Raw genomic sequence first — 20,212 nt, 5'->3', positions numbered from 1 at the left:
GTGCATCCCGTCTCACACCGGATCCGGCCACGGCGGGAAGGCCTTACCCCGACGTGCGGTGCTGTCCGACGGCCAGCCCCCAAAAAAACAGGCACGCTGGAACGTTCAACATTTCATTTCACTGTCCTGCACGGATATACCCTGCACGCGCACAAACCTGGAGAACCCCATGACCGAAAAAACCGCATCCGTTCACTGGGAAGGCCGAGGCAAAAAGGGCCAGGGCCAGATCAGCACCGACACCGCCGCGCTCAAGGCGTATCCCTACGGCTTTGGCAGCCGCTTTGAGGACGACCGCAGCGGCACCAATCCTGAAGAGTTGCTGGGCGCCGCGCATGCAGCCTGTTTCACCATGGCGTTTTCTTTTGCCTGCGACAAGGCCGGGTTCGGCACCAGCTCGGTGGACACCCGCGCCAGGGTCCGTCTGGTGCCGCAGGGGGATGGCTTTCTGATCGACCGAATCGCATTGACCCTGGAAGCAGTGATTCCGGGCATCGATGAAGCGAAATTTCAGGAACTTGCCGAAGCCGCGAAGAAAGGCTGCCCGCTGTCCAAGGCTTTGGCCAGCGTTCCCGAAATCACGCTCTCGGCAACATTGCGTCAGTAGTTTTCACGGCGCACAGAAAGCACCAACATGACCTCAAAGACAAATTTCTCTTTTGAAGTTCAGTATGCCGCGCAGTCCGGCGCCGCGCAGGACGAACGCGACGGCCTGATGGGGTCGCTGGGCCCTTCGCTGCAGAAGCTGTTTGCCGCAGACGACCCTTCGGCCACCGTGACGGTGAGCGACAGCCACAAGGGCGACGGCAACAAGATCATTGAATTGACGACCACCCTGCAGGATCCCCAGGTCGCCGCAACACTCCAGGCGTTTTCGAAGCAGCACGGCGTGGCCGTGAGTGCACTTGAATAATCGGCCCTGGTGCGGCCCCGCTCAGGCTTGCCACACACCGTAACCCGCTTCGCGCAGGGCAATACCCAGTTCGACTTCCATGTCGCGCGCGGCGTCGTAGGGCATGGGGTTGTACATCTCATACAGCTTGGGTAAAAGCCGCACGCCGAAATCACGGGCGAAACGGTTGGACTGAATGCCGGCCTTGTGTTTGTCAAAACGCACATCCGGGTCCAGCCCGGTCATGCCCACATACACAAAAGGCTTGCCCAGCTGGTAGTCCGGATTGGCGCGGCGAAAGCGTGCCACGTTCCACACTTCGGGCCCAAGCTCGATCACATAGACGCTGTAGTGGTGGCCTCTGGGTCGGGTGGGCATGAATGGGCGGGCGTGAAGGGTGGGCGTTGTGCCGACTTTAACGCATCGCAGTTCATTTGGGTGCTATCAAAAAAATAGCTGCTTGCGCCCGTTCTTATTGGGTTGCAGCTTCTTTTCACCTGAAAATTACTCACTACCTTGCTGCTGTTGCTGCGATTCCTTCATTTCTTCCTTTTCTTCCTCGTCCTCTGATGGACCCTGAATCTGCGTCTGCGTCCCACCCGGGGCCTGCTCCTGCAGCCAGCTGCGTGACGACACCACCAGATGAATGAAGTGCAGCTTGGCGACCGCCTCAGTCGGCAGGATGAAGGGATAGAAATCGGGCTGACCCATGCTGCGCGACATCTCGTTGAGCATGGTGGTCAGGCGCGTCCAGTGGTTCAGGAAGGTGAGGAACTGCTCGGCATCAGGGTGTTGCGGCTGGTACAAGGCATCGATCGTGAACGGCGTGAACTCCAGGTCGAAGTGATCGACGCTCAGGCCGAAACTTAAAGCGGTGTCGATCGCATCGCGCATGTGCAGGTAATGCGCCCAACACTCGGCCCAGTCCTCCCAGGGGTGAGTACTGGCGTAGGCGCTCACGTAATGCAGCGGCCAGTCCGCGGGCGGGCCTTCGTCGTAGTTGCGCTGCAGGCTGGTCTTGTAGTCCAGGGTTTCGTCACCGAAGAGTGCGTGAAAGCCGTCCATCCAGGCAGTGCCGGCGAGCAGGCGGTCCCAGTAGTAGTGGCCCACCTCATGGCGGAAATGCCCAAGCAGCGTGCGATAGGGTTCGCGCATGGCCTTGCGGACCGCCTCGCGCTTGGCGTCGTCGGCCTCGTCCACGTTGAGCGTGATGAGGCCGGTGTTGTGGCCCGTCATGATGTGCGGGCCGTTCACCGGTGAACGCAGGAAGTCGAACATCAGGCCGCGCTCGGTGTCTTCGCTCATGCGGGACGCCACCGGCAGCCCGAGCAGGATCAGTGCGGACACCAGCCGGCGCTTGGCCAGCTCGACCAGCCCCCACAGGTAACCGTTGTCGGGCAGGGCTGGGTCCGTCAGGTCCGGAATGGTGCGGTTGAGGCGGCAGGCCCGGCACATGTCGGCGGTGTCTGCCACCGGCACCAGCCAGTTGCACGACGCGGGGGTCGAGAGATTGAGGCATCGCCTGTAAAGCGGTTCGCCGCTTTCGGCAGGCTGGGCGGGCGGTGCCTGCGTCGCCTCGGCTTCCTCAACGGGTGCGGCAGGCGCAGATTCCTGGCCAGGAATTTCCTCGAGCAAAGGCGGCTGGATGTCGTCGGGCGGCGCGCCGGCCGGTGCGCCGGCGGCCTGCCATTCCTGCCAGGTGCCCTCTTGCGGCCCAGGCATCAACGGCAGCAGCAGGCCGCGCTCACAGTCATAACCCAGCGGCGTGCCGCAGGCCAGGCATTTGCTGTTGCGAAAAAAGACGGGCTGCCCGCAATGGCAACGGTAGTTGCGCCCGGCCAGCAAAGGCAGGGGTTGGTCGGTGGATCTGGATGGCGTGGTGAAAAACAAGTGGCTTGCCCGAATGAATGGTGGGCCCGCAAGGCCGAAAGCGCAAAGCACCTGGCAGGAGAACACCCGGCAGGAGAACCCGAGGGTACAGGATAGCCCCGGCGAAGCCTCCGGGGCCCGGCGCCAACACCTGTCATGCTGTCAGTGGAGGCCGACAAAACAAGGCCGGGCTCTTGCTTTTATCATCGGGTATCAGACATGTTTGCGGGCCAGGTAACCGGACACCCGTAAAACCCTGTGTTCAACCCGCATCAACCACCACACCCCAGAGGACACTATGCCCACTTACCACGTCGAAATGATGGAAGGCCGGACCATCGAGCAGAAGAAAAAGCTCGTCGAGGCCATTACCCGCGTCAGCGTCGAAATTCTCGGCGGCCAGCCTGACTCGGTGGACATCCTGATCACCGACATCAAGCGCGAAAACTGGGCGACCGGCGGCAAACTCTGGTCCGAGCCGAGAGACTGACGACGGACACCCGGGCCATGCCCGCATCCCTTGCCGGCCTGCAGGCGCGCCACGGTCCGCGTTACCGGTGGTTGCTGCTGCTGTCGGTCATGATCGGCACGATGGCCTCCATTATGTCGTCGACCATCGTGAACGTGGCGATTCCCGACATGAGCCACTACTTCACGCTGGGGCAGGAGCGCGCGCAGTGGGTGAGTTCGGGCTTTATGGTGGCCATGACGGTCTCCATGCTGACCACGCCCTGGCTGCTTTCGCGCTACGGTTATCGCCGCACCTATGTGGGCACCATGGTGCTGCTGATGGCCGGCGGCATTGTGGGCGGTCTGGCCAACAGCTTTGGGCTGGTGCTGGGTTCGCGCGTGGCCGAGGGCCTGGCGGCGGGTGTGGTGCAACCGATTCCCGCGATCATCATCATGCGGGCCTTCGGGCCACACGAGCAGGGGCGCGCCAGCGGCCTCTTCGGCATGGGCGTGGTGCTGGCGCCGGCGCTGGGCCCCAGCGTGGGCGGGGTCCTGGTCGACCTGTTTGGCTGGCGCTCGATTTTTTTCATGGTGGTGCCGCTTTGCCTGGTATCTCTGTGGATGGCTTACCGCTACGTGCCCGACACAGCGCCCGGCGGCGTGGAGCCCAACCGCAATGGCGCGATGATCGACTGGCGCGGCCTGTTGCTGGGCGCGGTGGGCACGCTGTGCCTGCTCAACGGCATGGTTGAGCTGCACGGCGCCGGGCGCGCGCATGCCTTTGTATTGCTGGGCGCCGCGCTGGTGGCGCTGGCAGCATTCATCTGGTGGCAACGTCGCCTGGCGGCTTCGGGCGGTGCACCGCTGATGAACCTGGCGCTCTTTGGCTACCGGCCTTTTGCCATGGGCAGCATCGTGGCTTTCATCTACGGCACCGCGCTGTTTGGCTCCACCTACCTGCTGCCGGTGTACCTGCAGCTGGGCTTGAATCTCTCGGCCTCGCACGTCGGCACCATCCTGCTGCCCGCGGGCCTGGTGTTGGCGGCCACGATTGCGGGCGTGGGCCGGCTGGCGGACAAACACCCGACCTGGCTGCTGGTCAGCACGGGGCTGGCTTTGCTGGCAGCCTCGTTTGCATTGATGCTCACGGTGAACCTGGCTTCGGGGCTCTGGATGCTGGTGGCGTGGGCCACGCTGGGGCGTATCGGGCTGGGTTTTATCCTGCCTTCGCTCAACCTCGGGTCACTCCGGCCACTGCATGAGCATCTGTTATCGCAGGGCGCAAGCGCCATCAACTTCCTGCGCATGCTGGGCGGCGCGATCGGCGTGAGCCTGTGCGGCATCGTGCTGGAGTGGCGGCTTGCGGCCCATGGCGATTCGCTGGCCAACGCCACCAGCAGCCCGGCGCGGCTGGCTGCTTTCAATGAAGCCTTCCTGATGCTGGCCGCCCTGTGCGTACTGGCCGTGGTGGCCGCATGGCAGCTTCGCGTGCCGCCCCCCGCCCAACCTGATAACTTACCGAATAACAAGCAGGAAGCGGACTGACATGTGCCAACTTCTCGGCATGAACTGTAATGCCCCAACGGATGTGACCTTCAGTTTCAGGGGCTTCGCGCAGCGGGGCGGCCACACCGACCACCATGCCGACGGTTGGGGCATCGCTTTTTTTGAAGGTGACGACAGCGTGGCCGGTGGCAGCGACCGCGGCCTGCGCCACTTTGTCGACCACCAGCCGGCCTGCAGTTCACCGGTGGCCGAGCTGATCAGCCGCTATCCGATCAAAAGCCGCAACGTCATCTCACATATCCGCAAGGCCACGCAGGGCCGTGTCGCGCTGGAGAACTGCCACCCCTTTGTGCGCGAGCTGTGGGGCCGCTACTGGGTGTTCGCCCACAACGGCGACCTGAAAGATTTTTCACCCCGCCTGCACGGCAGCTTCCGGCCCGTCGGCACCACCGATAGCGAACGCGCTTTTTGCTGGATCATGCAGGAGATGGCCAAGTCGCACGCGGGCGTTCCCAGCGTGCAGGAACTGAGCATCACGCTGCGGGAACTTGCCGCGCACATCGCCACCCACGGCACTTTCAACTTTTTGCTCAGCAACGGCCAGGCCTTGTGGGCGCACGCGTCCACCAATCTCTATTACGTGGAGCGCAAGCACCCCTTTGCGCATGCCACGCTGAGCGACGAGGACGTGAGCGTGAACTTTGCCGAGCACACCAGGCCGACCGACCGCGTCGCTGTGGTGGTCACGGCGCCGCTCACCACCAACGAAACCTGGACCTCATTTGCGCCCGGGGAACTCAAGGTGTTTGAAGGCGGCGCACTCATCGCCGCCTGACAGGCGTAGCCCGCCTGTGTGATCGGGCTGTCAGGCGCCGGCTGTCGTGACAGCCTGTTCCAGTGCATCAATGAACATGGCCGTCACGTCAAAGCCTGCCTGGTCGTGGATTTCCTGGAAACAGGTCGGGCTGGTGACGTTGATCTCGGTCACATAGTCGCCGATCACGTCGACACCGGCCAGCAGCAGGCCGCGCGCGGCCAGCACCGGCCCCAGTGCTTCGGCAATTTCAAAATCCCGCTTTGAGAGCGGCTGCGCCACACCCACGCCGCCGGCCGCCAGATTGCCGCGCACTTCGCTGCCTTGGGGAATGCGCGCCAGGCTGAAAGGAACCGGTTTGCCTCCGATGACCAGCACGCGCTTGTCGCCCTTGACGATCTCGGGCAAAAATTTCTGCACCATCACGCTTTCGGCGCCGTTCCTGTTCAGTGTTTCGGTGATGCTGCCCAGATTCAGGCCGTCTTCCTTCACGCGGAAGATGCCCATGCCGCCCATGCCGTCCAGCGGTTTGAGGATGATGTCCTTGTGCTCGGCATGAAAGCGCTTGATGTCGGCTGCACTGCGCGTGACCAGCGTCGGGCCGCTGAATTGCGCGAATTCGAGAATGGCGAGCTTTTCAGGATGGTCGCGCAAGGCTGCAGGCTTGTTGAAGACCCTGGCGCCTTCGCGCTCGGCCTGCTCCAGCAGGTGCGTGCTGTAAAAGTATTCACTGTCAAAAGGCGGGTCCTTGCGCATGACCGCCGCATCAAAACCCGCAATGGCTTCGCGGCCGTCGGGCCGGGCGGCATCGGCCGTGAACCACACATCTGCGTCGCCTGTCAGCGTGATGTGGCGCACCTGGGCTGTGACTTTTGTACCGGTCTCCCAGCTCATGTCGGCCGGCTCGCAGGCGCTGATGCGGTGTCCGCGCCGCTGCGCCTCCCGCATCATGGCAAAGGTGGTGTCCTTGTAAATCTTGAATGACTCGAGCGGATCAGCAACAAAAAGAAGATTCATGGTGTGGAACGGGTCCCAGGGTTTGGCGCCGCCCCGGAGCGGGCTTCACGGCGCTGTTGGCCGTATTGTTGTACAAAGAGCGCAATCGCGCCCGCGACGACACCCCAAAAGGCCGAGCCCACACCGGCTATTACGACGCCCGACAAGGTGACGAGAAAAGTGATAAGCGCCGCTTCCCGGTGCGATTCCTCCTTCACCGCCGCGGCCAGGCCGTTGCCGATGGTACCCAGCAGCGCCAGCCCGGCAATGGCCACGACCAGCTCCTTCGGAAAAGCTGTCAGCAGGCCGGTGATCGCTGCGCCGAATATGCCGATCACGATGTAAATGGCGCCGCAGCAAACGGTCGCGGTGTAGCGCCTGGCGGGGTCCTCATGCGCTTCCCGGCCCATGCAGATGGCCGCCGTGATGGCGCTCAGGTTGAGGGCAAACGCGCCAAAAGGCGCCAGCACCAGCGTGGCCAGGCCGCTCAGCGTGATGATTTTTGACACCGGAATGCCGCCATCCGGGCTGTCCGGCCCATAACCGGCGGCATGAATGGCCGCCACGCCCGGCAGGTTCTGCGAAGCCATGGTCACCACAAACAGCGGAATGGCCAGGCTGACAATGGCGGCCAGCGTGAACTTCGGCATCACGAACACCGGCATCGCCAACGAAAAAGCGACTTCGGACCACGCCAGTTGCCCGCGCGCGGCGGCAAACACAATGGCGCCTACCAGCGTCAGCACCACCGCATAGCGCGGCATCAACCGCTTGCCCAATAAGTAGATCGCCAGCATCAGCAGCACCAAAGGCAAAGCCGTTTGCGCTGCCGCAAAGGCCTGGATGCCGAAGCGCGCAAGCACACCCGCCAGCAACGCGGAGGCGATGGCCACAGGAATACGGTTCATGACTTTCTCAAACCAGCCGGTGATGCCGAACAAGGTGATGAGCGCCGCGCTGACCATAAATGCCGCAACCGCCTCTCCCATCGAGAAACCGCCAGCCAGCCCTGCAGTAGCCAGCACGGCGGCACCCGGTGTGGACCAGGCCACCATCACCGGCTTCTTCAACCACAACGACGGCACAAGAGAGCACAAACCCATGCCGATGCCGAGCGCCCACATCCACGAGGCAATCTCGGCAGGCGTGGCGTTGAAGGCAAGGGCTGCCTGAAAGACGATGGCAACCGAGCTGGTGAAGCCGACCAGGACTGCCACGAAGCCCGCGGTGAAGGCGGCGAGGTTGAGGTCTTTGAAAAATTGCATGGGGGGATTCTGGCAGGATTGGCACGCAGGGCCTGAGGTCGCAAGAGGAAGAACCGCCTTCCGGATGGACGCCATCTGATTGCTATGAATTCAATAGCTGCTTGCGCCCAGCCCAATTGCCCTGCGGCCCAAATATCTACAAACCCGAAAGCTTGCGCATTTGCCGGTCATGCCACCGGCCCAGCAGCGTGATCGCCACCGCAGCTCCGATCAAGGCCATGAACATGTCCGACTGCGTGTCCCAGGGATCCCCCTGGGTTCCCAGAAATTCATCCGCGCCCTGACCCAGCGCCAGGGCCGCCCACCACTCCACCAGTTCATACACCGCGCTGATGGCCATGGCCACGCACACCGACAGAAACCCCGCCATGCGGCGGCTGCCCAGGTAGCCGCGCTGCAGCAATACCTCGCGTGCCACCATCGCAGGCACCAGCCCCTGCATGAAGTGGCCGACCTTGTCGTAAGGGTTACGGCCCAGGTGAAACATGTCCTGAAGCCAGAAACCCAGAGGCACCCTGGCATAGGTGTAGGCACCACCCATGATCAGCACCAGCATGTGCAGCGCAATCAGCACGTACAGCAAGGTCGTCAGCGGGTAGCGCCGGCCGGTGGCCAGCAGCACCGGCGCGGCGATGACGGCGGGCGCCACCTCGAGCATCCAGGTGCCCCGGTCATACGGCGCCATGCCCGACCACACCAGCGCGGCCAGTACCAGCAGGCCGAGAGCGATAAGCAGCGGCCTGCGGTCAGTCATGCGTCGCCATACACAGGCTCGCAGCGCACATCGGTTTTCACCGAGTTCGCGATGAAGCAGGCGTCGTGGGCCTCGTGGTGAAGCTTGTCGATCTCGGCGCGTGTCGGCATTCGTTCACCGGCAAACGCCACCTCGGGCCGCAAGGTGACGGTGGTCATGGCGACTTTTCCTTCCGCGTTCTTTTCCATCACGCCACTGGCCGCATCAAAGTAGCGTGTCACGGAAAACTTGCGTTTGGCTGCGATCGACAAAAACCACAGCATGTGGCAGCTCGACAGCGAGGCGACGAATGCTTCTTCCGGGTCCATGGCTGACGCGTCCGACATCGGCAGGGGCACCACATGCGGTGAAGAAGAGCCCGGCACTTCGAGGCCGCCGTCGAAGCGGATCAGGTGCCTTCGGCTGTAGCGGTTTCCCGGGAAATCACCGCCATTGATTTCCCATAAAACCTCTGCCGTGTAAGTCGACATGGCCGCCCCCGAAGTCAGCGAAAGAAGTTGTGCAGCGCGGTGGCCGTCGCCACGGGCTGCTCCTCGGGGATGAAGTGGCCCGCCGGCATGGCATGGCCCGAGACCTCGCCGCTGCATTGCGCCTCCCACAGCGCCAGCGGATCGAACATCCGGTGCACGACACCGCGTTCGCCCCACAGGAGCAGCAAATCGCAGACCACCTTCAAGTGTTGCGCGCGGCTTTCGCGGTCATGGTCCAGGTCAATCCCGGCGCTGGCCCGGTAGTCTTCGCAGGCCGCATGCAGCGCTTCGGCGTTGCAAAAGCAGCGTTCGTATTCGGCCAGGGCCTGAGGCTCGATGTAATTGAGACCCGCGCTGCCCCAGCCGCCGAGCTTGGCGTGCAGGTAAGCCCTGGCGGTTTCAGGATGGTTGGCGCCCATCATGATTTCGGGCAGCGGCGCCGGCTGCAACATATGGAACCAGTGGTAATAGGCGCGCGCAAACGCCATGTAGGGCTGCGTCATGCTGCGGCCTTCGTACATGTCCAGTGTGGGAGCGATGTCGATGATGCAGAGTTTTTGCACGCGTGCCGCATAGTCCAGCGCCAGCCGGTGTGCCACGCGTCCGCCACGGTCGTGGCCGCAGAGGTAAAAGCGGTCCACACCCAGGGCATCCATCACGCCGACCATGTCGTGCGCCATGTTGCGTTTGCTGTAGTTGCTGTGGTCGGGCAGGCCCGCGGTTTTGGAAGAGTCTCCGTAACCCCGCAAATCGGGCATGACCAGGAAATAGTGTTTTGCCAGGCGTTGCGCCACGCGGTGCCACATCACATGCGACTGCGGGAAACCATGCAACAGCATCAGGGCCGGGCGCAGCGGATCGCCCGGCACGACCCTGGAAAACCGCGCGTTGATGGACGCACCGTTGACCTCAAAGCTGCGTGATTCAAAACCGTCAAACCAGGACATGAAAACCCCCGTTCAAATCAACTCTTGCGCGGGCCTAGTGTCGCGTCACCAGGTATTTTTGCAGATTTGCTGCCGCCTGCACGCGCACCTTGTTGCGCAGGAAAGGCGTCCAGCCTAGCAGCAGGCCGGGCGCACCCAGCGCCTGCCGCGACCAGGTCCAGAAATCAAAGTGGTCGCGGTGCCGCGTGATCAGGCCCTGTTCATTGAATTCAAACGCGCCGTCAATGCTGTTGTGCACCATGCGACCGGTGGCGCTGAAGCGGTAGTAGGCATCCCAGTGCGACTTTCCCGTGCTCGCACCCGCTTCTAGGCCGCTGTAGGTGAGCTTCCAGACATCCAGGCCCTTGGCTTTTGTGGCGTCGCACAGCATGTGCCACATGCCGGTGACCTCGCGGTGCCCCCGCAGTGAAAACGCCTCGTCGTCGAAAGCGGCGTCCGGGGCGTAGCAGGTCGCCATGGTGTCGGAATCCAGCCGTGTAAAAGCGCTGTAAAACTTCTCGAGTGTGGCCTGGTTGGGGTGCATGCTGTCTCCTGGGTGGTTGTTTTCGGGTGGCCTGGCGGCTCCGCGACTCTATAGCGCTTCGGTTTGTGCCGGCGTCGCTCACGCGTCAGCCGGCTTCGCGCAGCAATTGCAGCAGCCGCTGCAGCGCATGCTGCACCGTGGCGCTGCGCACCGCGGCCCGGTCGCCGTCAAAGCGCCGGACTTCAGACACCAGCCGGCCGGGCAGCGCAAAACCAAACCATACCGTGCCGACAGGCTTGGCGGCACTGCCGCCTGTCGGACCGGCCACTCCGGTGACGGCCACGGACACCTGCGCGCGCGAGCGGGCCAAGGCGCCGGAGGCCATCGCACGGGCCACTTCTTCGCTGACGGCCCCGTGTCCGGCAATCAGCGCAGCATCTACACCCAACAGTTCGTTTTTCGCTTCGTTGGAATAGGTGACAAAGCCACGCTCAAACCAGGCGCTGGAGCCCGCCAGGTCGGTGCACGCCGCCGAAATCATGCCGCCTGTGCAGCTTTCGGCCGTGGCGAGCATCCAGCCTTTTTTAAGCAATAAATCGGCCGCCAAGCCAATAGGAACGGGCGCAAGCAGCTCCTCTTTTGATAGCAATTCATTGCTCACCAGAATCTCCAGAAGGCGATCACCAGCAGGGCGCAGAACGCCGCCACAAAATCGTCAAACAAAATGCCGAAGCCGCCGCGCCAGCCAAAGCCCTTGAAGACCTGGTCCGCCCACGCCACCGGGCCGGGCTTCACGGCGTCAAAAAAGCGGAACAGCAAAAATGCGGCGAGCTGCGCTTCGAAGCCCGCCGGCATGACCAGCCACAACACCAGCCAGAAGGCCACCACTTCGTCCCAGACGATGTTGCCGGGATCGAGCACGTTCATGGCCTTCGCGGTGACGGTGCAGGCCCACCAGCCAATCAGGGTAGAGGCGGCAATCAGCCAACCCATGTCGGCCGGCGACAGCCACTGCTGCAGCACCAGAAAAGCCAGCCAGGCCCAGAGTGTGCCGGCCGTGCCGGGCGCCACCGGGCTCAGGCCCGAGCCGAAACCGAGGGCGATGAAATGCGCAGGATGCGACAGCAGGAACCGGACATTGGGCCGGAACCGCGGTGGGCTGAGGGTTTCTGATGGGGGAGTGAGTTCGGACATGCTGGTCATGAGGCTGGGGCCGCGCTGGTTTTCTCCAGCCATTCGGCCCAATGGTCGATACAGGCCTTGATTTTGGGCAGGCGGTGGCGGTTGGTAAGTGTCACGGCGTAAATCGGGCTGGGCTGGTCGTCGACAAAGTCCGCAAGCACGGGAACAAGCAAACCCTGGCGCACCAGCGGTTCGGCGACCAGCGTGGCGCAGCGTGAAATGCCCAGGCCCTGCAGCGTCAGCGTGGCGGTCATGCCGGTATTGTCGGAGCGCCAGGATGCCTTGGGCACGATCACGCTGGGTTTCCCGTCAATCACGAAAGGCCAGTGATTGAGCATGGGCACGCCGCTGTTGGTGATCAGCCGGTGGCTGTGCAGTTCGTCGGGGTGCCGGGGTGTTCCGTAGGCCTGAAGGTAGCCCGGCGCAGCATACAGCCGCCGGCCCAGCGCACCGATTTGCCGCGCAACGACTGTGTCGGTTACCGGGGTGCCTGTGCGAATCGCGATGTCGATGCCGTCCCGCGCCATGTCCACCAGGCGGTCTTCCACCTGGAGGTCCACGCACAGCTGCGGATGGCGCCGGTGCAGGCTGTCAAAACTGGGCGCCAGCAGGTACTGGGCGACCACCGTGCTGGCCGCCACACGCACCCAGCCGGTGGCTTGCCGCGACTGGCTGGCAAATTCGCCTTCCAGTTCGTCGAGCGTTCCCACGATGCGGCGGCAGTACTGCAGAAAGGTTTCGCCCTCGGCGGTGGGCGCCAAGCCGTGCGTGGAGCGATGGATAAGGCGTGTACCGCAGGTCTTTTCGATGCGGCTCAGGCTGCGCGAAACCTGGCTGACCGGCACGTCGCGTTCGCGGGCAACAGCCGAGAGGGTGCCCAGCTCGGCCACGCGGGCAAAGAGGAGCATGTCGTCGAAGCCAAGGTTGCGCATGGGCCAATGGTAACCAGTACAGGGCCTGCGAGCGGCTTTGCAGCCAGCGCAAGACCCATTTGCGGACCATGCCGTTTCCGGCGGGCCGTGCTTTTCCTACAGTGCTTTCATCCCCCGCGAACCCCGGGGGCAGAAAAGGAAAACATCATGAACCGCACCCTTTCGCTTGACGAGCACAATCGCCTGATCGGTCTGGCCGGGCAGCGTGCCAGGCAATTGCGCCGCGAGGCCGTGGAGAATTTCGGCAACGGGGCCGGCCCGGCCGCCCTGCGGGCCGCAACCCGGTTTGTACAGAGTCTGGCGCGCCATGCCCGGCTGCGCAAACAGACGGAGACCTGAACACGCGGGTGCACCCGCCTGTCACAGCCGCTTCACAGAAAGGCGTCAAAGTCCACCGCTTCAATACGGAGGATGAGCATGTCGGTTTTGACAAAGATGAATGGATTGACCCTGGCGGCGGCTTGCGCGTTGTGCCTGGCTTCAGGTGCCGGGCGCGCGCAGACACAGGCGGCCCCGGCGGTGGAGGCGGTTCTTGCCGGCCATGCAGCCCTGAGTGCCACCACGGCCGTGGCAGCGCCTCGCGATGCAGGTCCTTTTTTCGCCACGGCGGGGAAATTTGCCAATGCAAAACGTCAGCGCAATGAGCGGCTGGGCAGCGAAAGCGCCAACACTTTTGTGGGCGACCCCAAATACCCGCGTGCTTCCGGCGGCACCCTGCCCATGAAGGGGCAGTCGGTGCAGGGGTTTTCGGGTATTGTGTCCCTGGGCAAAGGTGACTTCCTGGCGCTGACCGACAACGGTTTTGGCAACAAGGTCAATTCGCAGGACGCGCTGCTGATGGTGCACCGGTTGTCGGTGGACTGGGCCAAAGGCCAGGTCCGGCGGCGCAGCACCGTCTTCCTGAGCGATCCCGACAAGCGTGTGCCTTTTCACATCCAGAACGAAAACAGCCAGCGCCGTTATCTCACCGGCATCGATTTCGATCCCGAGTCCATCCAGGTGGTGGGCAACGAATGGTGGATCGGCGACGAGTATGGTCCCTACCTCTTGCGCACGGACTTTCAGGGCCGCGTGCTGGGCGTGACCGAGACGGTCATCAACGGCAAGCTGCTGGCATCGCCCGATCACTACATGCAGGGCCGTTTGCCCAACCTGCCGGGCGAGGCCCTGTTTGAGGTGCGCCGTTCCAACGGGTTTGAAGCCATGGCCCGATCGCCCGACGGCAGCAAGCTGTACCCGATGTTTGAAGGCCCGCTGTTCGATACCGCCGCCAAAAGCGTGGAAAAGGCAGGCGACAAAACCTATGTACGCATCAATGAGGTGGATGCAGCCTCGCGCAGTTTCACCGGCAAGCAGTGGAAGTACCTGCTGGAAGAAGTGGGCAACGTCGCCGCCGACTTCCAGTTGCTGGACGCCACGACCGGTCTGGTGATTGAACGCGACGACAGCACCGAAGGCCAGTCGCCGGCGTGCCCAGGCGAAGCGCGCACCGACTGCTTCACCCGGCCCGCGCGTTTCAAGCGTGTCTACAAGATCGACCTGGCGGCAAGCGATGCGGACGGCTTTGTGCGCAAGGTGGCCTATGTCGACCTGACCCGCATCGCCAATCCGCAGCGGCTGGCCAGGCTGGAGCCCAATGAAGCGGTGTTTTCATTGCCGCACCTGGGCCCTGAAGGGCTGGCGATTGTTGACGCCACGCACATCGTGCTGGTCAACGACAACAATTTCCCGTATTCGTCAGGCCGTGAAATCGGCAAGCCGGATGCCAATGAGCTGACCTTGCTGGACATTCGCACCCTGGTGGACGCGAAGTAAAGGCGCAGACGCTTTCTTCCGACGCTTCTTACTTCCGGGCAAAGTGATCAAACGAGGAAAACTGCTGCGAAACAGCTTTTCCCTGTGCGTCGATCAGGCGAAGGCCCGGCTGGGAGTCGATTTTCCCGATGCGGGTGACGGGCGTTGCGGCAAGCCGTGAAGCTGCCCGTACGGCCTCACGCGCGGAGGGCGGCGCGGTGAAGGCGAGCTCATAGTCATCCCCGCCGGCCAGTACGCATTCCAGCTGCTTTTCATGGGGAATTGTGCCTTCGGTCCAATCAGGACGGGCGCGGGCAGCTATCAAATTAATAGTAAGCGAGGTGTCGATGGTAGCGCCGGCGCCGGCGCCGGATGCCTTGAGGATGTGTTGCAGGTCACCCAGCAGGCCGTCGCTCACGTCGATGGCGGCAGAAGCAATACTCCGCAGGGCCAGGCCGAGGGCGACGCGCGGCGTGGGTTGTTCGAGCCTCTGCCGGGTCTGTGCAAGGACGCCTGGAGGCAGGGCCAGGGCGCCGCGCAGCGCCTCCAGTGCGAGCCGGGCGTCACCCAGCGTGCCGCTGACATAGATGTCGTCGCCGGGCTTTGCGCCGGAGCGCAGCAACGCCTGGCTCTTGCCGCCGACCACAGGCACTTCGCCAAACACCGTGATGCAGATGTTGAGCGGACCCTGGGTGGTGTCGCCGCCCACCAGTTCACAGCCGTGCGCGTCGGCCAGCGCCAGCAAGCCCTGCGAAAACGCGGCCAGCCAGGCCTCGTCGATACGGGGCAAGGCCAGGGCCAGTGTGAATGCCAGGGGCTGGGCGCCGCTGGCGGCCAGGTCGCTGAGATTGACGGCCAAGGCCTTGTGGCCCAGCGTAAAAGGATCCACCTCCGCAAAGAAATGCCGCCCCTCGACCAGCATGTCGCTGGAGATGGCCAGCTGTGTGCCGGGCGCGGGCTGCAGCAATGCGCAGTCGTCACCGACACCCAGGACGGCCCGGCTGGCGGGGCGCGTGAAATAGCGTGCGATCAGGTCAAATTCACCCATACAGCGAGCATACAGGCCCGTGAACAGGTTCCAGGAGCCGAGGGCATCCGGAAAAGCCGGATCAGGGATGCTGCTGGTGCGTGACGCCACCGCGGAAACGGTCGGCCGCCTGGCGTATGACTTCGGCCAGTAGGTGCTCCTCGCCCTGCTTCTCACGCAGCCAGCGGGCGTCGTTGTCGGCACGTTCCACGCTGTTGCGCAGCAGGTGCAGCGATGCACCGGCGCCCATGCCGGTGGCATGGCGTTCAATCTGCGCCATGGTCAGCAGGATGTGCTCGCGCAGCGGCATGTGGCCGCCGGTGGCCGGGTCGACATAGACCGCGTCCAGCCCGAAGCGGCAGGCCTGGAAGCGGTTATAGGTGTAGACCAGGTAGTCGTCTTCGGTCGGCATGAAGGGTTGTTCGTGCATGAACCAGGAGGCCAGCGACTGCACAAAACCGGCCAGGGCGGTGGCACGCTCCACCGTGAGTGGCGTGTCGAACACGCGGATCTCGATGGTGCCGAACTCCGGCTTGGGGCGGATGTCCCAGTAAAAGTCCTTCATGCTCTTGACCACGCCTGTGCGCGTCATCTTGTCGAAGTAGACGGTGAAGTCGTCCCATGTCAGGGCAAACGGCGCACGGCCGGACAGCGGAAAGGCAAACACGGAGTTGAGCCGTGCCGAATCAAACGCCGTGTCTTGTCCCTGCACATAGGGTGAAGACGCCGACAGGGCGATGAAGTGCGGGATGTAACGCGACATGCGGTGCAGCGTCAGCAAGGCACTGTCGGCGTCGGGGCAGCCCACGTGCACGTGCTGGCCGAAGATCGTGAACTGCTTGGAAAGGTAGCCGTACAGCTCCGACAGTTCGCGAAAGCGCGGTTTGTCGTAAATGCGGCGCTCGTGCCATTGCTGGAACGGATGCGTGCCGCCGCCGACCACCGCAATGTTGAGCTTGTCGGCGCTCTTGACGAGCGCGTCGCGAATCTGCGAAAGCTGGCCCAGTACCTCCGAGGCGTTATGGCACACGCCGGTCGAGATTTCGATCATGCTGGACGTCATCTCCGGCACCACGGCGCCGGGCAGCGGAATTTTGGCCATCAGGCGCAGCATGTCTTCGGCATACGGCGCGAGGTCGTAGTCGTGGGTATTGACGAGCTGCAGTTCAAGCTCGACACCCAGCGAGAGGGCCGCGGATTTCTGGAAAGGCTCAAGACTCATGAACAGGTCCTGTTGAAGGGCTGCGTGTGAGCGGTGCCCAGGGTTTGGAGCTTTCGCCCGAGCGGTAGATGGCCACGGTGGCGAGCACGGCACCCAGCACTTCCATCAGCAAGATTGCAGGCAGGGCCACGCTGGCAATCTGGCGCCCTGTGGCGCCCGAGGCTGCCGCAAACTGTGAGACCAGCAGTAGCGCTACCGATGACATCGGCGACATCGCGCAGCCGACCCAGAGGGCCTGCTTCCAGCTGGCGCCGCTGCCCACGTTGCCGATGGCGACACCGGCAATCTTGGCAATCATGCGGGCCACGACCATACCGATGACGAGCCCGGCAACAGGCCCGCTCCAGTCTGCTTGCGCGGCGACCACGGAGACCAGCACAAACATCAACATGGTCAGCATCGACGAGGCCGTTCCCATCTGCCGCGGCCATGACCAGGGGCGCGGGTTCAGTTGCTTGAGCAGCATGCCGCCCAGCAGGGCCGCCAGCGGCGCCGAGCCGCCGAAGTGGGCTGCAAGCGCCGCGCCAGTGGCGATCAGTGCCAGCAGCAGGATGGCGGTGTTTTCGCTGGTGGGGCTCATCACCCGCAACGCGATGCGCAATGTGAGGGCGAGCACAGCGCCGACCACGACAGACAGGCCCAGCACCACCAGCACCGCATAGAGCGGGCTTGACAGTGCGGCTTCGCCCCGCGGCATCAGGCCGGCGCGGGCGCTGCACAGCGTGAGGGCATACAGGGTGCCCAGCGTTGACAGCACCAGGGCGCGTTCCGTCACCGGTCCGGCGGCACCTGTGTCGATCGCCACACGCGAGAGAACGGCCGGTGATGCGGCCATGGCCAGCAGCGCGAGCGACTCCGCAACGATCTCGCGTACGCCCAGCTTGCTCAGGGCCCAGTGGACAAAAACATAGGTGAGGGCAGATTCAGCCAGGCTTTGCACCAGCACCATGGGGTTGTGGCGAAACCAGCGCAGCGGAATGCGCCCGCCCGCTTCAAACAGCACCACGGCAACGCCGAGCTCCAGCAGGAAAAGCCCGGTGCCCTGCAATGGCCACACGGCGCCGGTAAAACCGGCCAGGCCGGCCAGGCCGCCGACGAGTGAATAGCCGATGACCTTGGGCAGGCCGGTGTAGCGGTTGGCGAGGTGGCCGGCGGCGGCGGCTACCGCCAGCAGGATGGACCATTGCACGGTCGGCAAACCTGCCGACGGCTTGATCCATTCAGCCCATATGGCCAGGATTTCGTTCATACGGGGTGGTCTCCACTGTCGTCAGGACTTCTTCTACAAGCATGCCCTGTGTCTGCAGCATGTTGCGCGTTGAGTGGCCAGCCTTGGCGGCATGAAGCCCGGTGGTGTTCCTGAAAAGAAACGTTGCATTAATTTACAGGCGCCTCGCGGCGGGGGCTGTAGGACAAGACCTGAATGTGGCCCCCACGGTCGCGCACTGCGTGTCGCTCCCTGCCCCCCGAGGGGGCCGCTGCGCCTGCGGCCCGGCAAAGCCGGTTCCGCGGCCCCTGCTTGGTTGAAGAGCCCCGGCTTCAGCAGTGCGCCCAGTTCCAAGTCAGTAGGGGCCGCAGGTCCGGCTTTGCCGGCCTGCAGGCGCCGTCCCCTTGAGGGGAGAACAGGCTACACGCAGTGAGCCTGGACAGGGGGAGCCAGCTTTTAGGGCATAAAGAAGCTGCGCGGATGGCTGCGCAGGCGTGCCCAGATGGCGATGCGTATGCGGGCCCGGTCCAGGTTGCTCACGTTGTGCGCCTGCAGGGCCAGGCGAAACGCCAGGTAAAAACTCACGCCGAGGTTGAGCGCGCCTATCAGGGGAATGGCAAGAATGCAGGACCAGATTTGCCAGTGCCGGAATGCTTCGAGCCCGAGAGAGGCGCCGGCCGCCGCCAGTTGTCCGGTTGACAGGGTGACGTGGCGGGCCTGGAGTTCAAGCCCGAAAAAACCGGTGAAGGCCGGTATGAGGCCGAGCATGAAACCCAGTGCGATGTTGGACGCGAAACCCGAAATGTTGTCGCGCATGAAGCCGGACCATCGCGCAGCGCGCTCGCCGCCCAGCACGGAAGTGATGCGCGGGTTGTGGCGCATCGCCGAGTCAAGATGATGCAGTACAAACCAGTTCTCGGTCCAGCCCCCGATCATGCTGGCTGCGAACAGGATGCCGCCGGTGAACCCGGCCCATAGCAGAGCGGGGCCCATCACGGTGAGGGTTTCCAGCACGTGGTGCGCGTCGGCGATGCTGATCATGGGCCGGCCCAGAACGACCTGGATCAGCGTGTTGACAAGCAGCACGGCCGGCACGACCATGAATACATTGCCGCACACCGCCGCAACTTGCGAACGCACCAGGTGCGTCACCTCGTCGACAAACGCTTCAATGGGGCCGGTCGTATCGACCGAACCGATGTCCTTGAGCTTGGCCGCCATCGCCGGTGCGGTCATGGCTGGCTGCTTGGTGGCCAATGTGAAATGCAGCAGCTGGATGACAACAAAGCTGCCGGCATAGACGACGCTGGACCAGAAGCCCCCCCAGAAGGCAGAAAGACCAACGGCGACGACCATGAATTTCAGGAGCGTGGTGAAAGCGGTGATCGCTCCACCGCCCATGGCCTTGCCCAGCATTTCGCGGTATTCCTCGCGGGTACGGGTGATGTAGGTTTCCCCGGTCTCCGCGCTGCGCTCAGCCATCTTGGCCGACAGCAGCGTGGAGTTGGCGCTGATCAGCGCGCCTATGCTTTTGCTCTCCTGCGCCGTGATGACGCGGCGCGTCAGCAGTTTCAGCGCAGCCATGCCGGGTTTGGGCGAAAGCAGGGCGTCCAGCAGTTCGCGCACGCGCAGGATGCGTTCGCGCAACTGGCGCAGGCGAAACACCATGCCGACGGAGATACCGTGGTCTTCAAGGTGCACATAAATGCTGTTGACGGCCTGGCGGCAGGCGTCCAGTCGCTCACGGTACTGTGCGATGGCGGATTGCAGCTGGGCTTCGTTCCGGTCAGGCTTGAAGAACGCGTTGCGCAGCTCGTCAATATCAGCGGGCAAGGCATGGAAGGCCCGGGCATGTGGCGTGGCGCGGTTCATGCGCAGACGCAGCTCCGGCGCAAAACCGGTGGCGCGAATCTGCGCGGTGCAATACGTCAAGGCGTCCATCAGGCTGTATTGCCAGTGCAGTGCATCCAGCTTTGGGCTGGCCGACAACAGCTGCGTGAGGCGGCTGATCTGGGCGTCTTCCAGTGCGCCCATCCACTGGGCATCGAAACGTGTGGGGGCGACCAGTGGGAAAAGCTCCGAAGCATCGGTGGTTTCGGGCGTTCCGGGCAGCAGCTTGCGACGCAGGCGTTCGGCCAGCTCGCTGACAAACGCCGTGCGCGGAGCAAAGCCGAAGTCGGCCAGCAAGGTGGTGATGTCAACGGTCTGCATCAGCGTTTGCCACCAGGCCTGCAGCCGTGTGCGCACTTCGGGCTGCATCTCCACGGCGTCCATCAACGCCTGTACCCGTGACACGGCCGCAGGCACGGAAGTCTGGTCGCCGCGAATCCACTCGAAAAGCTTGATCAGCCAGACATGGCGCTGGGCCAGGTCGGCGTCGGGGTCGAGCGCCTTCAGGAGGGAGGCAAGATCCTTCATCAGC

The 20,212-nt window shown here is 63.5% G+C and carries 22 protein-coding genes; 7 read left to right on the top strand and 15 right to left on the bottom strand.

Translation table 11 applies throughout. The features are described from left to right. The first annotated feature begins 169 nt into the window (after nt 1–169). Both AC1DYQ_RS15075 and AC1DYQ_RS15070 read left to right on the top strand, forming a co-directional pair. Nucleotides 170–607 (top strand): OsmC family protein, encoded by a 438-nt coding sequence (locus tag AC1DYQ_RS15075; protein ID WP_477687442.1) that lies wholly within the window; start codon nt 170–172, stop codon nt 605–607. A 27-nt stretch (nt 608–634) separates the two neighbouring features. Next, nucleotides 635–913 carry a hypothetical protein gene (locus AC1DYQ_RS15070; RefSeq protein WP_477687441.1) on the top strand — a complete coding sequence of 93 codons (279 nt, stop codon included), beginning with the start codon at nt 635–637 and terminating at the stop codon, nt 911–913. Nucleotides 914–934: 21 nt separating this feature from the next. Here the strand turns inward: AC1DYQ_RS15070 and AC1DYQ_RS15065 are convergent, their stop codons facing one another. Further along, nucleotides 935–1,270: a hypothetical protein gene (locus AC1DYQ_RS15065; protein WP_457282321.1), complete on the bottom strand. Its 336-nt coding sequence runs from the start codon at nt 1,268–1,270 to the stop codon at nt 935–937. 126 nt (nt 1,271–1,396) lie between these two features. After that, nucleotides 1,397–2,782 (bottom strand): zinc-binding metallopeptidase family protein, encoded by a 1,386-nt coding sequence (locus tag AC1DYQ_RS15060; protein WP_477687440.1) that lies wholly within the window; start codon nt 2,780–2,782, stop codon nt 1,397–1,399. Between the two features lie 277 nt (nt 2,783–3,059). Here AC1DYQ_RS15060 and AC1DYQ_RS15055 point away from each other — a divergent pair, with 277 nt between their 5' ends. The 3 genes from AC1DYQ_RS15055 to AC1DYQ_RS15045 are packed head-to-tail and all read left to right on the top strand — an operon-like array spanning nt 3,060 to nt 5,552. Beyond that, the gene (locus tag AC1DYQ_RS15055) at nt 3,060–3,251 is read left to right on the top strand and encodes a 4-oxalocrotonate tautomerase (protein WP_411881369.1); all 192 of its coding nucleotides are present in this window, start codon (nt 3,060–3,062) and stop codon (nt 3,249–3,251) included. A 17-nt stretch (nt 3,252–3,268) separates the two neighbouring features. Next, the gene (locus tag AC1DYQ_RS15050; protein ID WP_457282319.1) at nt 3,269–4,756 is read left to right on the top strand and encodes an MFS transporter; all 1,488 of its coding nucleotides are present in this window, start codon (nt 3,269–3,271) and stop codon (nt 4,754–4,756) included. Nucleotide 4,757: 1 nt separating this feature from the next. After that, nucleotides 4,758–5,552 carry a class II glutamine amidotransferase gene (locus tag AC1DYQ_RS15045; protein ID WP_457282318.1) on the top strand — a complete coding sequence of 265 codons (795 nt, stop codon included), beginning with the start codon at nt 4,758–4,760 and terminating at the stop codon, nt 5,550–5,552. Nucleotides 5,553–5,582: 30 nt separating this feature from the next. Here AC1DYQ_RS15045 and gshB read toward each other — a convergent pair whose 3' ends face one another. The 9 genes from gshB to AC1DYQ_RS15000 all read right to left on the bottom strand — a co-directional run bounded on the left by gshB (nt 5,583) and on the right by AC1DYQ_RS15000 (nt 12,540). Beyond that, nucleotides 5,583–6,548: a glutathione synthase gene (gene gshB / locus AC1DYQ_RS15040; RefSeq protein ID WP_477687439.1), complete on the bottom strand. Its 966-nt coding sequence runs from the start codon at nt 6,546–6,548 to the stop codon at nt 5,583–5,585. Beyond that, nucleotides 6,545–7,792, bottom strand: coding sequence for a benzoate/H(+) symporter BenE family transporter (locus tag AC1DYQ_RS15035; RefSeq protein ID WP_477687438.1), 1,248 nt, complete (start codon nt 7,790–7,792; stop codon nt 6,545–6,547). The genes gshB and AC1DYQ_RS15035 overlap by 4 nt, the downstream gene beginning before the upstream one ends. A 136-nt stretch (nt 7,793–7,928) precedes the next feature. Continuing rightward, nucleotides 7,929–8,546, bottom strand: coding sequence for a DUF2238 domain-containing protein (locus AC1DYQ_RS15030; RefSeq protein WP_477687437.1), 618 nt, complete (start codon nt 8,544–8,546; stop codon nt 7,929–7,931). Beyond that, nucleotides 8,543–9,016: an OsmC family protein gene (locus tag AC1DYQ_RS15025; protein ID WP_477687436.1), complete on the bottom strand. Its 474-nt coding sequence runs from the start codon at nt 9,014–9,016 to the stop codon at nt 8,543–8,545. Before AC1DYQ_RS15025 ends, AC1DYQ_RS15030 begins: the two co-directional genes overlap by 4 nt. Before the next feature lie 14 nt (nt 9,017–9,030). After that, nucleotides 9,031–9,963 (bottom strand): alpha/beta fold hydrolase, encoded by a 933-nt coding sequence (locus tag AC1DYQ_RS15020; protein ID WP_477687435.1) that lies wholly within the window; start codon nt 9,961–9,963, stop codon nt 9,031–9,033. Between the two features lie 34 nt (nt 9,964–9,997). Beyond that, nucleotides 9,998–10,486 carry a nuclear transport factor 2 family protein gene (locus AC1DYQ_RS15015; protein WP_477687434.1) on the bottom strand — a complete coding sequence of 163 codons (489 nt, stop codon included), beginning with the start codon at nt 10,484–10,486 and terminating at the stop codon, nt 9,998–10,000. 85 nt (nt 10,487–10,571) lie between these two features. After that, nucleotides 10,572–11,000, bottom strand: a complete 429-nt coding sequence (locus AC1DYQ_RS15010) for a CinA family protein (RefSeq protein WP_477687589.1) — start codon at nt 10,998–11,000, stop codon at nt 10,572–10,574. Nucleotides 11,001–11,083: 83 nt separating this feature from the next. Then, nucleotides 11,084–11,629, bottom strand: a complete 546-nt coding sequence (locus tag AC1DYQ_RS15005; RefSeq protein WP_477687433.1) for a phosphatidylglycerophosphatase A family protein — start codon at nt 11,627–11,629, stop codon at nt 11,084–11,086. After that, nucleotides 11,626–12,540 (bottom strand): LysR family transcriptional regulator, encoded by a 915-nt coding sequence (locus tag AC1DYQ_RS15000; RefSeq protein ID WP_477687432.1) that lies wholly within the window; start codon nt 12,538–12,540, stop codon nt 11,626–11,628. The genes AC1DYQ_RS15005 and AC1DYQ_RS15000 overlap by 4 nt, the downstream gene beginning before the upstream one ends. 147 nt (nt 12,541–12,687) lie before the next feature. On the opposite strand from AC1DYQ_RS15000, the gene AC1DYQ_RS14995 reads away from it, so the two are divergent. Both AC1DYQ_RS14995 and AC1DYQ_RS14990 read left to right on the top strand, forming a co-directional pair. Continuing rightward, nucleotides 12,688–12,879: a hypothetical protein gene (locus AC1DYQ_RS14995; RefSeq protein WP_477687431.1), complete on the top strand. Its 192-nt coding sequence runs from the start codon at nt 12,688–12,690 to the stop codon at nt 12,877–12,879. Between the two features lie 78 nt (nt 12,880–12,957). After that, nucleotides 12,958–14,355, top strand: a complete 1,398-nt coding sequence (locus AC1DYQ_RS14990; RefSeq protein ID WP_477687430.1) for an esterase-like activity of phytase family protein — start codon at nt 12,958–12,960, stop codon at nt 14,353–14,355. Between the two features lie 28 nt (nt 14,356–14,383). Here AC1DYQ_RS14990 and thiL read toward each other — a convergent pair whose 3' ends face one another. From thiL to AC1DYQ_RS14970, 4 genes are all read right to left on the bottom strand, one after another. Next, the gene (gene thiL / locus AC1DYQ_RS14985; RefSeq protein ID WP_477687429.1) at nt 14,384–15,382 is read right to left on the bottom strand and encodes a thiamine-phosphate kinase; all 999 of its coding nucleotides are present in this window, start codon (nt 15,380–15,382) and stop codon (nt 14,384–14,386) included. Nucleotides 15,383–15,443: 61 nt separating this feature from the next. Beyond that, complete coding sequence (locus tag AC1DYQ_RS14980) at nt 15,444–16,583, bottom strand: YbdK family carboxylate-amine ligase (protein ID WP_477687428.1); 1,140 nt, start codon at nt 16,581–16,583, stop codon at nt 15,444–15,446. Further along, on the bottom strand, nt 16,573–17,832 hold the full coding sequence (locus AC1DYQ_RS14975; RefSeq protein ID WP_477687427.1) for a cation:proton antiporter: 1,260 nt from the start codon (nt 17,830–17,832) through the stop codon (nt 16,573–16,575). Before AC1DYQ_RS14975 ends, AC1DYQ_RS14980 begins: the two co-directional genes overlap by 11 nt. Before the next feature lie 414 nt (nt 17,833–18,246). Then, nucleotides 18,247–20,208, bottom strand: coding sequence for a site-specific recombinase (locus tag AC1DYQ_RS14970; protein ID WP_477687426.1), 1,962 nt, complete (start codon nt 20,206–20,208; stop codon nt 18,247–18,249). Between the last annotated feature and the right edge of the window lie 4 nt (nt 20,209–20,212).

The organism is Polaromonas sp. P1_F4, from assembly GCF_056405675.1.
Note: the sequence above shows the minus strand (reverse complement) of the source record. Positions and strands in the feature narration are given on the sequence as shown.